The 14,792-nt window shown below is 43.2% G+C and carries 8 protein-coding genes; 4 read left to right on the forward strand and 4 right to left on the reverse strand.

Annotated features, from left to right (window positions below; translation table 11 throughout):
- Positions 1-194: 194 nt before the first annotated feature.
- The gene (locus KTO63_RS10185) at positions 195-2,909 is read left to right on the forward strand and encodes a PKD domain-containing protein (protein ID WP_217791161.1); all 2,715 of its coding nucleotides are present in this window, start codon (positions 195-197) and stop codon (positions 2,907-2,909) included.
- A 113-nt stretch (positions 2,910-3,022) separates the two neighbouring features.
- On the opposite strand, the gene KTO63_RS10190 is transcribed toward KTO63_RS10185, so the two are convergent.
- From KTO63_RS10190 to KTO63_RS10200, 3 genes are all read right to left on the reverse strand, one after another.
- On the reverse strand, positions 3,023-3,517 hold the full coding sequence (locus KTO63_RS10190) for a hypothetical protein (protein ID WP_217791162.1): 495 nt from the start codon (positions 3,515-3,517) through the stop codon (positions 3,023-3,025).
- Positions 3,518-3,655: 138 nt separating this feature from the next.
- Positions 3,656-4,690 (reverse strand): PEP/pyruvate-binding domain-containing protein, encoded by a 1,035-nt coding sequence (locus tag KTO63_RS10195; RefSeq protein WP_217791163.1) that lies wholly within the window; start codon positions 4,688-4,690, stop codon positions 3,656-3,658.
- Between the two features lie 11 nt (positions 4,691-4,701).
- Positions 4,702-5,526: a universal stress protein gene (locus KTO63_RS10200; RefSeq protein ID WP_217791164.1), complete on the reverse strand. Its 825-nt coding sequence runs from the start codon at positions 5,524-5,526 to the stop codon at positions 4,702-4,704.
- A 438-nt stretch (positions 5,527-5,964) separates the two neighbouring features.
- Here KTO63_RS10200 and KTO63_RS10205 point away from each other — a divergent pair, with 438 nt between their 5' ends.
- Both KTO63_RS10205 and KTO63_RS10210 read left to right on the forward strand, forming a co-directional pair.
- Positions 5,965-7,626 (forward strand): GH39 family glycosyl hydrolase, encoded by a 1,662-nt coding sequence (locus tag KTO63_RS10205; RefSeq protein ID WP_217791165.1) that lies wholly within the window; start codon positions 5,965-5,967, stop codon positions 7,624-7,626.
- Positions 7,627-7,887: 261 nt separating this feature from the next.
- Positions 7,888-8,352, forward strand: a complete 465-nt coding sequence (locus KTO63_RS10210; RefSeq protein WP_217791166.1) for a hemerythrin domain-containing protein — start codon at positions 7,888-7,890, stop codon at positions 8,350-8,352.
- A gap of 76 nt (positions 8,353-8,428) precedes the next feature.
- Here the strand turns inward: KTO63_RS10210 and KTO63_RS10215 are convergent, their stop codons facing one another.
- Positions 8,429-10,108 carry a hypothetical protein gene (locus KTO63_RS10215; protein WP_217791167.1) on the reverse strand — a complete coding sequence of 560 codons (1,680 nt, stop codon included), beginning with the start codon at positions 10,106-10,108 and terminating at the stop codon, positions 8,429-8,431.
- A gap of 462 nt (positions 10,109-10,570) precedes the next feature.
- Between KTO63_RS10215 and KTO63_RS10220 the strand changes: the two genes are divergently transcribed.
- Entirely contained in the window at positions 10,571-14,785 is a 4,215-nt protein-coding gene (locus KTO63_RS10220; RefSeq protein WP_217791168.1) for a PKD domain-containing protein, read from the forward strand.
- Positions 14,786-14,792: the final 7 nt, after the last annotated feature.

The following is a 14,792-nucleotide window of genomic DNA, read 5'->3' on the forward strand; positions in this document are numbered from 1 at the left end:
GTCGCACCTCTTAATTATTAATTATTAATTCGTTGTCGCCACATCTCTGTTTGCCCCAATTTCGATTCACCGACACAATCCTAACCTTCACCGAGGTGATTTTTTGCATGCTTACAAAGCGTATACTTTAAGGTGTTTTTTAGATCGCAGTTTTTTCATTTAAGAAATCTGCCTTATGATGAAACTATTTACCAATGAACGAAGGGATAAAGAGAATTGCTTTTATTGTATGTCTTTTAGTATGCTGCAGTGCAATGTTGAATGCCCAGGTTTGTTCAGGTAGCCTTGGCAGTCCAGTTGTAAATTTTGACTTTGGCACCGGAACCGGAAAAGGAGCGGCACTTGGAAACGCCTTTACTTCTTACGCTTACACGGCGTCAGGGTTTCCCAACGATGGCTATTACACTATCACGAACTCAACAGCCGGTTTGCTCGGAAGTTGGTGGAGCACGTATGACCACGACTACCAGGTAACGGGTAAAACGAATGGCTATATGATGGTGGTAAATGCCAGCTTAAGCGTAACGGATTATTTTTTCAAGGATACCGTCAGCGGTTTATGCGCAGGCACCAGTTATCAATTTGCCGCATGGGTGTTGAACCTGTTTAACAATGGCAACACTGTTTATCCAAATCTTACTTTCAGCATCTACGACGCAGCCAGCGGCACACTGCTGGGTACTTACAATACCGGAAACATTTTAGGGAGCACGTCCTCAGTTCAATGGAAACAATATGGCTTATGTTTTACTGCTACTACCAATTCCGTTATACTGAAGATAACAAACAATAAAGCGGGGGCCGCGCCGGGAAATGATTTGGCGCTTGATGATATTACGTTCAGTCCTTATGGAGGCACCATTACAGCAAAAACAAGCGATGGCGCAAGTTCCAAGGATATTTGCCTTGGTGCTGCAAAATCGCTGAGTCTTGTTTCTACGTTTGCCTCTGCAACGGCAAACACAAAATATCAGTGGCAGTCGAGCACAGACAACGGAACTACCTGGATAGATATTTCAGGGGCAACTTCTTCAACATACACCACAACCGATATAAAAGGTGCAGGCACTTACTTGTATAGGATCGCGACAGCAGAAGGTTCGAACATTAATTCAACAACATGCCGTGTCAATTCTGAGAATGTCACAATAAACGTAACAGGCTTTACAGGTGCGAGTTTACTGCCTTCGTACATCAATTGCGATAACTATAGCTTCAACTTTAAAAATGAAAGTGCAGCAACTGATGTAACAACATACACTTGGGCATTTGGCGATGGCAAAACCTCGTCAGCTGCCGCACCAACATATGCGTATACAGATACCGGCACTTATACATTAAAGCTAAAAGTTGCCAACTCAAATGGTTGTAGCGATTCAGCAAATGCTATTGTGAAAGTTTATCCCGGTTTTACGCCCGCCTTTTCAATAACAGGAAGTTGCTATTTGTCACCGTTTCAATTTGCCGACAAAACGCTTGCGAAATATGGCAGCATTAATAGCTGGAGCTGGAATTTTGGAGATGGTGCCGTATTAAGTGATACATCGCATTTGCAAAATCCTTCTTACACATTTTCATCAACAGGCAGTTACGCCGTTTCATTGAATGTTACGAGTTCGATGGGTTGTTCGGGCACCGCCACAAAAACAGTTGTTGCGTATAACAAACCGTCTATCCAACTGCCTTTCTCAGATACGCTAATTTGCAGCAACGATACGTTACCATTGCTGGTGCAAACTTCCGGGACAAATATCACGTGGTCTCCGGTTATCGATATGGTCGCTTCTACTGCGCATTCCACAACTGCCAGTGTCTATCCGCAAGATACAACAGTGTATACAGTTACAGTGCAGGAAAACGGATGTCTAGATAGTGCAAAGATCCAGGTAAATGTGTTGCCCTTCATTACTGTAAAATTCAATGCAGATACCGTATTGTGCAAAGGTGATATCATTGAGTTATCTCCGGTAAGTCAAGCTTTAAGTTACTTGTGGAGCGAGTCGCCGGCAGACAATTCACTGAATAGCTACACCATAAAAAATCCTTTGGCCTCGCCTGCTCAAACGACAACATATTACCTGAAAGCAAATCTTGGTCATTGCCAGGATAATGCGCAAATGACTGTTTATGTTTCTCCTTATCCCACTGCAAACGCCGGGATGGATACTGCTATTTGCTATGGCACTACAACACAATTATCGGGTGCCACAGATGCGCAATACTATGCATGGTCACCTGCTGCGAACTTAACGGGTGCAGGTACGCTCATTCCAGTAGCTGCGCCGCTGAGCACAACAAATTATTATCTTACAGTTCACGGTCTTGGCTATTGTCCCAAGCCTGTAATAGACACTGTAGTGGTAACTGTAATTCCTAAACTCGTTATCAATGCAGGTAACGACACGACGGTTGTGATAGATGAACCTTTGCAATTCAATGCGGCGGGAGGCGATATAACAAACGACGGCTACTCATGGACTCCCGCAACAGCATTAAGCGGCCGTTATATTTACAACCCGGTTGGCACTTACTCGAAAAACGATCCGGATTCCATTTTATACACCGTAACAGTTACGACGCCGCAAGGTTGCAGCGGCACCGATGATGTTTGGGTCAAGATCATGAAGATCAAACCGGACATTATAGTTCCATCAGGTTTTACGCCCAATAGCGACGGACAGAATGATGTGCTAAGGCCGCTGCCATTTGGGATCAAAGAGTTTAAATACTTCAGCGTGTATAATCGTTATGGTCAGCTGGTTTATAAAACAAACAGAACAGGAGAGGGCTGGGACGGCACCATCCACGGGCAACCGCAACCAACCGGCGTGTTTGTATATGTGGCAGAAGGAATAGATTATTTGGGAAATAAAATTTTCCAAAAGGGCACGAGTGTTTTGGTGAGATAGTGGAAAAGTAAAAAGTAAAATATCAAAAGTAAAAAAGTGAACAACGCGACACGAAATGAAGCACGCGTTCGCGGCGACTATTTTTTACTTTTGATTTTTTGCTTTTTACTTGCCTAAGGCGCAGCTGTCCATTTGGAAACGTTGATGGCATGTTCATTTATTTGCGCCGGATCAAATATCTTGATTTTTCCATCCTTAGCCTCAACCTTTAGCGTAGCTTTTGTTGAAGTGCCATCCTGCTGTACTATGTAACCTTTGTAAATAGAATACCCTTCTGTCAGATCCGAATTTAAGTTACAGTCGATGCTTTCTATTACGGTGTCAAAGTTGACTTTTTGCTGGGCAGAAGGAATTTCTGCGTGTAAAGAAATAATTTTTGTAGTTGGGTTAATTACAAGGTCAACATCGGCAGCTACTTCGTTCCCTTGCTCGGAAAGTTTATCGGCGTGATAAGTAATAGTCTGGCTGCATCTGTCATTCGTAACCGGTTGTGAATTGGATACTTTTTGTGGTTTGCTTTCCACCTTAGAAGACGGCTTACAAACAGAAAGCGTTGAAATAATGGTGAATGATACAATGATCAGGGAAAATAATCTTCTTTGTGGCATGGTGGTTGAAATGGGTTATGGGATAAAGTTAGAAAATCAAAAGTAAAAAGGAAAAAGTAAAAATAGTCGCTAAATGTGCATGATTCATTTAGATCCCGATGTTCGCCTTTTTACTTTTGATTTTTTACTTTTGACTTATCAGCAACTACCAACCAACAACTTTTTTTCACTACCAGTACTGCACAACTGTTCCCTCCGCGGCCTTGCTCGCACAATATACAACCTGCCTGTGTTGCCATCTTTTGTCCATTCTATGTCCATTGATTTTGCATAGTGGTCGTGTATGATGGATGCCCATTTCGCAAGTTGAATTATTTCCTCATCTGTTAATACATAGTTTGGAAATTCTGGAAGAACGGGTTCTTCAGCATTCATTTCTCTGCCTTGTGCAGGCTTTTCTTTTTTTCTGCCGGATCGTTTTCTAAGGATGGGATTTTTCCCTTTTTCCAGTGCAGGTTTGAATACGAGGAAATGGTCAGGTGAGGTAATTTTGAGAATGTCTTTGCAAAATCCTTTTACAGCGCTTATGTCCAGCATGTCGCCGGAATCATCCAATTCTATAATCATTCCGGAATAGCCACAACCGGATTGTACCATTTTTTGAACGCCTACGGAGAAGAATAACTTTGCGTGCGTAAAATGATTGTCCTCCCTGTATTTTATTGCGCGGTCGGTATAGAGCGATGCAAAACATTTTTTAATAGCATCGAGCAATGCATCTGCATCGTCAATATTTAGAAAGCTTTCATGGAGGCCCACGAAACTGGCGAGTGGAAGATTTTCCGCTGATGCACTGCTGCGGACCGCAACACTCACCTTGTTGCCTTCACTATTACACAGGTTATCATATGCCTCTCTTATCGCCACTATCATATAATAGGGAATAGTGCCCGCGAGGATCATAGATCTCGCTGAAATACCGATCTCCTCCAGGTTAGAAAAATTGTCACGATCCAGCTGACGCATGAGTTCGTGCAGGCGCTGGTGCAAAACATTAGCTGTTAGAAAATGTTCAAATGCGAAAGAAGTAACCGCAAATCCATCGGGAACATTTATGCCAAGAGGAGAAAGCTTTGAATACATATCTCCAAGTATTGCATTCTTACCGCCTACAGAAATCACATCGCAGGCATTGATGTCACTGAATTTGCGGGTATATGCACTGGTTACCATTGATTTGTTTTTTAATGGACCGACATGACGGGTACATGTGTGTGAAGCACCAGGTTTTGGGAATGGCTGTGTCTGAACAGATCTCGTAACAGATTGTATTTTTTGGGAATGACGATCATCAGGTCTATCTTGTTTTTTTCTGCAAATTCCGTCAGGCACTCTTCCACATGTTCACCGTGCAGAATGTGATATTTGGAGCATGTCCCTTTTAAAACGTTTTTCAACCATTCAAATTCTTTTTCATAACGCAGCGTATTCGAATCATGGTCATGTTTTGCAATATGCACCACTTGCAGCTGCGCATGCAGGTCGTCCACCAGTGTTTTAATGTAGGTAAGCGGAATGGTTGACAGCACATCTTTGCAATCGCAGGCAAGCGCTACTTTGCGAATGTTTGCGAATCTTACGGCAGGCGGCACAACAATAAGCGGCCACGCAAGTTGTCTTAATGCAGAGACAGCTTTTCCGGCAAACAGAAATCTCTCAAAGGCATTAGCGCTTTCTGCGCCGATGATTACGATGTATGGCTTAACAGCGTTGCAGTAATCATTTATTTCCGAAACAGCATCGCCAACGCGCAAATGTGCTTCCACAGAAAGCAAGCCACCAGTTTCGTCTATAATGCTTTCTTTAAGTCTTGCGAGTTCGATCTCTGCGTCGGACTGCATTTCAATGAGGTCAAAAATAGGTGCCGGTACTTCGCTGAATGACAACGGTATTGAGGAGACATGCAGTATAGACAATTTCATTTGCAGAAATAGAGCGAGTTCTGTAGCGTAGTCAACTGCATTCTGGGAAATGAGTGTAAAGTCTGTTGTTACAACAATTGTTTTCATATGCTTTCCTTTTTCGATTACAAACGTTAGAGATATTCGCTACTTTGAACAAAGTATTTTGCATTCGGTTTCAACAATAGGGCCCGGAGGTTAAAGAAGGTTGTTGTTGAATACCAATACGAAAGTACCCACAGTAGCCACCGATTCAAATGACAATTGTCACCGGAAAATATGATTTGAGGACAGAACGCAGATTTTCATGATTGTCATGATTGGTGATGATTTGAGATTTGAAACTGGGTCATTTGTTTGGGAGCTGGATGTAAGTTTGAAGTAGTAGAAAAAAATCGGAACAGAAATTTGATTTCGAAACTCAAATCTCAAATTGAATATTTTATCAAATCATGAAAATCTGCGTTCCAGTCTCACTAAAATAAATGTCAATATCACAGTTAAAATGTTTATTTTGACATCGATCAACCTAATACTATCTCCTTAATGAAACGATTACTTTGCCTGCTGTTCCTTTATAATTCTGCATTTGCACAAACTGCCACAATTAAAGTGGACCTTCGTAAGGAACTCGGTGACATGAAGCCCGTGTGGGCCTGGTTTGGATATGATGAACCAAACTATACCTACATGAAAGATGGAAAAAAATTGCTTTCAGAAATTGCGGCGTTGAGTCCAGTACCGGTTTTTGTGCGAACCCATAATCTACTTACGAGTGGCAATGGTGAGGCTGCATTAAAATGGGGTTCTACAAATGTGTATACAGAAGACTCTTTAGGCCGGCCAATCTACCATTGGAATATTGTAGACAGCATTTTTGATACCTACGTGCAAAGAGGAATGAAGCCTCTGGCACAAATTGGCTTTATGCCAGAAGCATTGTCTGTTAAGCCACAACCATACCGGCATTACTGGAAGCCCGGCGATCCATACAAGGACATTATTACAGGCTGGGCCTATCCTCCAAAAGATTATCAAAAGTGGGCGGACCTTGTGTATGCATGGGTGACGCATTGCGTGGCACGCTACGGTCAAAAGGAAGTGGAGAGTTGGTATTGGGAACTGTGGAACGAACCCAACGGAGATTACTGGAAGGGTACAATGGATGAGTTTTTCAAGTTGTATGATTATACAGTAGACGCGTTTAAGAAAGCGTTGCCCAATGGAAAGATCGGTGGCATTAACGTTGCAGGCACACGCGGTGCAGGCGCGCAAAAATGGCTCAATGCATTTGTGAAACATTGTTTCGAGGAAAAAAATTATGTTACGGGAAAAATAGGAACGCCGGTGGATGCAATATTGTTTCATGCAAAAGGATGGCCCCACCTTGTTAATGGCCGTGTCGTAATGGATATGAGCCCACAGTTGCGCGACATAGAAACCGGTTTCAAATTCGTTGCATCAGATCCGCGATTAAGGGATCTGCCCATCATCGTTGGTGAATCAGATCCTGAAGGATGCGCCGCTTGTGGAATGGCCACCAATCCGGAGAATGCCTATCGCAACGGAACAATGTATTCAAGCTATACTGCAGCTTCATTTGCTCGTGAATATCTTTTGGCTGATCAATACAAGGTTAACTTTAAGGGAGCTGTTTCCTGGTCGTTTGAATTCGAGCACCAGCCGTGGTTTTATGGCTTTCGCGATCTTGCAACAAATGGAGTGGATAAGCCTGTGCTGAATGTGTTCAGGATGTTTGGAAAGATGAAGGGCAAACGTGTTGCGGTAGAGTCAGCCCGCATGTATGACTTGCGAAAGATAGTAGATTCAAGTGTTCGCGGCTCAACTGATATTGGTGCGGTTGCAGCCGCAGATAAAAAAACAGCGGCCATTATGGTGTGGAATTATCACGATGTTGACAGTGCGGGTGATGGTGAACTTGTTAAAATTCTTGTTGACGGATTAGAAGGTAAACGTGTGGAAGTTTCTGAGTACAGAATTGACATTGAACACAGCAATTCTTACGAAGCGTGGAAAAAAATGGGTTCTCCTCAAAACCCTACGGCAGCTCAAATTGAAGAACTTCAAAAGGCGGGTCAATTGCAAAAAATGGACGATATTGTAATTGAAAAACAATTAAAATCGCCATTGGAAACAAAGATCATTCTGCCTCGGCAGGGCGTATCTTTGATTTGCTTAAAATGGTGAGAGTTTTAATTCCTGATTTCTAATTCAATGTCTTTTAGTTAAGGGAGATCCCTAGGATTAATGCCCTACGGGCAAAAATGGATGACTGTGCTGGTTTCTATTGATATTATTCCGCTACGCGGAAGGTTCTATTGCCCGTAGGGCATTGATATCAATAGAAAATCTAACCGAAAGGACACCATTGTCCGTAGGACATTGATCTGACATGCTGGCTGTTGCTTAACTAAACGACATTGAATTTCTAATTCCAAACTTCAAGCCATGCCAATCAAAAGAAGCGAACACCTCATACGACTTTCCCGGGAGCACCACTCCGGACTTTTGTTTTGCTGGAAAATAAGACAAGGGTTAAAGAAGAATGCAGACACAGAACGCATTAAAAAGTATGTTGAGTATTTCTGGCATCATGATCTTGCAGATCATTTTCGTGAAGAAGAAGATATTCTGTTTGCGTTAATGAAAGATGATGATAAAGTTAAAAAAGCATTTCGCGAACATGTTGAAATAAAAGCACAGATTGATTCTATAACAAAAAGCGCTGCGCCAGAAACAAGCCGGTTAGTAGATCTTGTTGATGCGGTTGACAATCACATTCGTTATGAAGAAAGAGAATTGTTTCCATATCTTGAGACAACATTTACTCCGGAGCAATTGGTGAAGATAGGAGAGCAGCTCAATGCAGCACCTTCTGCAGCTGATAATTATACAGATGAATTTTGGTTGTAATGTACTGTGTGCGAAAGTTATCCGTGTAGTGCAATCGAGTGAATTTCGTACACCGTACATTGTACACCTCACATGCTTAGAGTTTTCTTAAAAATAAATCTGCTGTTTTCAATTCTGGCCTGGTCGATTGTGGCTCAGCAATTGCCAGCAGCTGCTTGTAATACCTTGCAGCGCTTGCATTATCTGCGTTCAATTCTGCACTTCTACCAGCACCAAAGAGGCTGTTAAATCGATTGGGCGATTTTTTTAGTGCCAGTTCATACTGCGCAAATGCTGCACTGTATTGATGTGACTCAAATAACATATCAGCGTATAGTTCTCTCGCTGGTAAAACTTCTCCGGGCGTTACGGGCGATTTGGAAACGCTGTCTTCCTGGTCGGCTGCAGATTCCATAAGAGCCAAAGCTTGTTTCTGTTCTGTGTTTGCGAAAGCGATCCATGCTTTGCCTGCATTCATTTGTATTTCGACCTGTCTCGCTTTATAAGAGTCATTTTGTTTGACAAGGTTTGCGTGCAGCGAATCTAGTTTTGCCAGTTCTGCCTTTGCAGCGTGTAAATTGCCGATATGTGCTAGGCCCATAAGTTTTCCAAAATGTATGATCGCTTCCTGCCACGGATAATTGTTCCATGGCAGATCTGCAGGTTGGGGAGCAAGCTGCGCAGCGGCTTTCCAGTCTTTGTTTTCAACCGCAATACGACATGGAACCGCAGCGAATGTGTAAGCAACTTTAAAATTAGAAGGAGATACTTCTTTGATTGTTGACAAGTATTGCAATTGCTTTTCAGCCGCACTGTCATTGCCCTTTTGCAGATAAGCATATGCCAAATAATCCAGTCCGTGCAGCTCTTCATCCCAATGCCCTTTTATTCCTGCGGCCTTTGCATAACATTGCGCAGCTTCTACTGAGCGTGTATTCATTCGAATGCTCTCATCCCATAATCCAAGTCTCGTAAAAATATGCGAAGGCATATGCAAAGCGTGTGCGGAGGATGGAGCTACATCTGCATATCGACGTGCTGCATTTAAAGCGAGAGTAGCGATGCCGGGATAGTCATACGTGTGAATAATGTAGTGCACAATGCCCGGGTGATCCGGCGCCACTGCATACATGCTGTCCAATATTTTTCCCGCCTTCAATTGATGGGCATATGTTTTGTCTGCAGGGTTTGCAGAAGCATCCAGGGACAGCGCATAAAAGATCGCGGCCTCCCTGTCATCCGGATATGATTGGTGCAACTGTTCCATTGCGTTCTCAAAACGTACGGCACGACTGTGCGGATCTGTAGTGCTCCAATCTTTATAATACAATGCAATAGCATCGATAAATTCCGTTTCTTTCGGTGATTGTTTTTTTATAGAGTGGGCGATCTCTATTGCCTTTGAACCTTTCTTCAGATTAGCTTCGGTTGGAGGCTCCCACAAAGGATGAAAGTTGCACATCGCTACGCCCCAGTAGGCCATCGCGCAATTGGGAGATTCGTCGATGACTTTTGCGAATGCTTTTTCAGCGTCGTCGTATTCAAACGAGTGTAACAAAGCAACGGCCAAATTGAAATCCTCCTGGGTTTGTTTACTGCCGGTTATGCGAAAGTCAACCGTTCCGAATTCTTTATCCGGAGGTCCACAGGCAATAACTTGTCCCCGTTTCAACCCCAACTGATCAAGCATTTTTACAGACGGTGTTGTATTTCCCGCACATGCAATCAGCAATGCCGCCTGGAATAAAAGAACAAGGTATTGTTTGAAATTAATCATTGTAGAACATTGAGCAACTCTTTGTTAATGTAAGAAAATGAATTGAAAATTGAAAGCGGAAAATTGATAATTGAAAGTTGAAAATTGAAAATGGGAAGTCAAAATTATCAACTCTCAACTCTCCATTCTCAACTCTCAACTCTCAACTCCCATTTGCTACCCCTCATTTTCAACTTTCAACTTTCAATTTTCAATTAAAAACTGAGTGTTTCTACCTAATTCCATTTTTAAGTATTTAAGCTTACCGGGCAAACTTTTCTTAGAAATATCTTTATAACCGGTGCCAAATAACCGGTTGATCTCTTTGAGATTGAAATGATACTCAGTATGTTTGATGTAATTCGCTGCACAAAGCAACCTTCATCCACTGCCTATTCATTAGACCTTTCCAACTCGATCAACCTTATTTACAATATCCCTGGTAAAGCCGACCAATACTAATAACGCATGATGAAATTGAAGATGAAACGTTTAGTTTATATACTGCTTTTTTTATTTGGCTTACAAGCTGTATCCAGTGCCCAAAGGATAACAAATAAAGGAACGGAATTTTGGACCGGAATGGGCCACAGTTCTTCCTATGAGCGCTCATCCTGGTTTCCTTCTGATACACCACGTTTCACGATTATCATTAGTACTGATGACAAGCCTGCTAAAGTAACTGTTAGTCTTGATGGGACCACTTACGTCAAAACGTATAATGTGCCTGCCAATACTGTTTTTACAACGGAAGAATTTCCGATAGGGGTTAGAGATGTTCCGGGTTCTCCATTTGATGCTACATTGTATACGAGGCCCATTATATGGGGCGGTACAAGTTCAGAAGGTGTCTTTAGTAAAAAAGGGATCCATATAGTTAGTGATGTGCCCATTGTTACCTATGCTTTTTGGCCCAATGAAGCGGCCGCCACGGCAACCATGTTGATACCGGTTAATTCATGGGGATATTCCTATAAGGTAGTAAGCGCCGATCAAACGGTGAATAAATTTAGTGACTATGAGCGTTTCGCCTGGATCTTTGTGGTAGCTAATTATGACAATACAAAGATCAGAATCAATCCCTCGCATAAAACGAGAACCGGCCTTCCCGCCAATGTACCGATTGATGTAGTGCTGAACAAAGGGCAGATCTACCAGATATTGGCAGCTGTGGATGATCCGGATATCACCAATGATTTTTGTGGAACAACAGTTAATTCAATTGCCAACAGCAATGGCATTTGTTATCCAATCGCCACCTATGTTGGTAGCAGTGCGGGATATGTTGATTTCTGCCCCGGCTCTTCGACCGCCATAAAGACCGAAGATCAAATGATGCAGCAAATGTTTCCGGTAGAGTCGTGGGGAAGAAGATATATCACCACCCCTTCAAGCCAGAGCGGAAACTTTCGTTTGCATAACCCCAATATGTTTAGGGTAATGGTTAAGGATCCGTCGATTGTAGTGAAAAGGAATGGAGTTCCTCTTACCGGCCTGACGCCCCAAAATTATTATCAGTACATAAGTACAACTTCCGATTATATTGAAGCTGACGGACCGGTACAGGTAGTGCAGATCTTCCCTTCCCAGCAATCTTGTAATTACGTGGGCGACGGTGACCCCGAAATGATATTTTTGAGCCCCATAGAGCAGGGGATTAAAAAGGCTTCCTTTTTGCGAAGCGAGAAAGTAAAGATCAATGTAAACTTACTCACCCTTAATATTCCTACGGCTGGTATTTCTTCATTATTGATAGATGGGGTAGCACCGCCGGCTAAATTCACCAATATTTATCCTAACCCTAATCTTCCAGGTTATTCTGTAGTTGTGAGGTGGTGGGATGCTCAATCAAACGAAGACCCTAGGCCACCGCAACAGTGTACGGTGCAAAGCGATTCCTCATTTAACGCTATTACGTATGGCCTCTCGAGTGCACAGAGTTATGCGTACAATGTGGGTACATACATCAACAACCTGAGTGGTCTGCCATTTGTAAAAAATGTGTATGGAAAAATGCCGGACTCGACCAGTTCGGTTACCTGCGCAAACACACCTGTAGAATTGTCTGTGTTGATTCGCTATAAACCAACGAAGATACTTTGGAACTTAAGCTCAATGGCAGGTGTGATGACACCTGCAAAAGATACCATTATTTTAGCACCACAGGATTCAGGTGTGGTAATGGTTTGGGGCGTGCCTTACTACAGGTACAAATTGCCAGGTGTGTACAAGTTTACAAAGCCTGGAACTTATGACCTTCCAGTATTTGCGTCTGCACCTGGTGTCGAAGCTTGCGATAATACAGAACCGCTTTTGTATGAAGTGATTGTAAAAGACACACTCAAAACCAACTTCGACATTCTCTTCGATGATAAATGTGCCGATACAAAATTGGTGAAATTTGTGGCCAACGATAAATTCACAGATGGCAGCGCGGCCCAGGGTTGGCAATGGAACTTCCTGAATGGTACCACACCTTTGACAGGTACGGGCAAAGAATTGTCGCTCACCTTCAATGCCGGTAAAAACAGTGCAGAATTAATGGCCATAGACGCCGCGGGTTGTATTGCAGATACCACCAAAACATTTGTGATTGGTGCCAAACCTGCCATTCCTGATTTTACAGTAGATGCAGCAATGAACTGCGAGCAAACGCAACTTAAGATCAGTGAGAACACACCTGTTACTGCGCAATCCTATTACTGGAACTATGGTGATGGTGTTGATTCAACGTTAACACTCAATGGTTACGCAACTTCGCATGCTTATAAAAATGCAGGTACCATAACGATCAAACACGTGGCGAAGATCAGCGACAATTGTGTGAGTGACACTGCGACCAAAGTGATCACTATTTATGGTAAACCAAAACTGAATGTTGCTTATCCAAAAGGTTGCAGACCCGATGATGGCATCATCAAATTTACTAGCAATGTAACAGCGAACGATAACCAGGCAATTAGTTCGTACTTGTGGAACTTTGGAGATGCAGCCTCAACACCTGCCAATCCAAATACGGCCACCACCGCCAATGCATCGCACATGTATGCAAACCCTGCGGTATATAAATTGTCATTCACTGCAACTTCTGAAAAAGGTTGTGTGAGCGATACCGCATGGGACGCCAGCTTCCAGCCAAAACCGATCATCAAGTTTGATCCTATAACACCACCGGCTGTTTGTTTGAATGCAAAAGGAACGGTCTCTGTTGCTTTTGCAAGCGTAACAAATGGCGTAACGGGTAAAGGTTATTATAAAGGCGACGCTACAGACGCAACGGGCAACTTTACACCTTCGTTAACTACGGCAGGCAAACACGATGTCTGGTACATCTATGGTTCTGATAATGGCTGTACAGATTCAGCGTCCAACGCAATTTTCGTAAGGCCAGTGCCACAAGCTTCCTTCACCACTTTGGCCGATGTTTGCTTTGGCGACAAATCAACCTTTACCGATCAATCCACCATCAACACGGCTGCAGATCCTGCCGCTGCCATCGGGTCATGGACATGGAACTTTGGTGATGGCAACCCGGATGTAACGTATACAAATGGCAATCCGTTTGACAAAACTTTTGCAACAGCAAAATCATATCCTGTTACTTTGAAAGTAACGAGCAAAGATGGTTGTGTAAGCGATGTGTTTACAAAAACATTGAACGTGCATGTATTGCCCACTGCAGCATTTGACTTGCCAACCGCAGTTTGTATGCCGGGCGGTGATGCGGTGTTTACCAACAAGAGCACCAGCACTGAGCCAGGTGCATTGACTTATAACTGGCAATTTGGCGATGGTGGCACTTCCACCGATGTAAACCCAACACATGTGTACACTGCACAACAACCATACACTGTAACACTGAAAGCCACATCAGCATTTGGATGTTTTGCCACTACAAACAAACAATTCACCAGCGATGTGTTCAAACCAAAACCTGTGGTGGCGTTTGATATTTCTGACAAAGGTCCTTGCGAAGGAGTAGCGGTGATCTTTACTGATAAGAGCACTTCTGCCAGTGGTGCCATCACAGCATGGAACTGGAGCTTTGGCGATGGTACGAGTTCCACCGAGCAAACGCCTAGCAAACTGTTTGATAAGTTTGGTACGTATGCCATATCCTTAACGGTAACAGACAACAACGGCTGTACGGCCAGTGGCGCAACGGCAGATGACAACGTTACCGTGCGCATCAAACCCGTGATCGATGCAGGTCCGGACATGGCAGCAGAAGAGAACACCTCTGTAGTACTAAAAGCGACTGCTCAAAATGCCAACCAGTTAAGCTATAGCTGGGCACCTGCTTCCTTGCTGAACAATCCAACGATTTTGAATCCATCATACTATGTGATACAGGACCAAATATTTGTGCTGACGGCAACAGATAAAGACGGTATTTGTAAAGCAACTGATCAAATGATGGTGAAAATATTAAGACCGGTAAAAGTGCCAAATGTATTTACGCCAAACGGAGATGGCATCAATGATACATGGAACATTAAGAACCTTGCCGACTACGCTGATTGCACGTTGACCGTGTTTAACAGGTACGGCCAAAAAGTATATACTACTCATGGCTATAGCACACCATGGGATGGAAGAATGAATGGAAGTCCGCTACCGGTAGGAACGTACTATTATGTGATCAATGTAAAACAAGGCGAGCCGCCGATGACAGGTTCGGTGACGATATTGCGTTAGTGGAGAG

Origin of the sequence: Pinibacter aurantiacus (assembly GCF_019130065.1) — a bacterium.
In the GTDB taxonomy this organism is placed as follows: domain Bacteria; phylum Bacteroidota; class Bacteroidia; order Chitinophagales; family Chitinophagaceae; genus Pinibacter; species Pinibacter aurantiacus.

What these genes read in the sequence shown, in the direction of transcription:
- KTO63_RS10185 (WP_217791161.1), top strand. Translation starts at nt 195, where the DNA reads ATGAACGAAGGGATAAAGAGAATTGCTTTTATTGTATGTCTTTTAGTA.
- KTO63_RS10190 (WP_217791162.1), bottom strand. Translation starts at nt 3,517, where the DNA reads ATGCCACAAAGAAGATTATTTTCCCTGATCATTGTATCATTCACCATT.
- KTO63_RS10195 (WP_217791163.1), bottom strand. Translation starts at nt 4,690, where the DNA reads ATGGTAACCAGTGCATATACCCGCAAATTCAGTGACATCAATGCCTGC.
- KTO63_RS10200 (WP_217791164.1), bottom strand. Translation starts at nt 5,526, where the DNA reads ATGAAAACAATTGTTGTAACAACAGACTTTACACTCATTTCCCAGAAT.
- KTO63_RS10205 (WP_217791165.1), top strand. Translation starts at nt 5,965, where the DNA reads ATGAAACGATTACTTTGCCTGCTGTTCCTTTATAATTCTGCATTTGCA.
- KTO63_RS10210 (WP_217791166.1), top strand. Translation starts at nt 7,888, where the DNA reads ATGCCAATCAAAAGAAGCGAACACCTCATACGACTTTCCCGGGAGCAC.
- KTO63_RS10215 (WP_217791167.1), bottom strand. Translation starts at nt 10,108, where the DNA reads ATGATTAATTTCAAACAATACCTTGTTCTTTTATTCCAGGCGGCATTG.
- KTO63_RS10220 (WP_217791168.1), top strand. Translation starts at nt 10,571, where the DNA reads ATGAAACGTTTAGTTTATATACTGCTTTTTTTATTTGGCTTACAAGCT.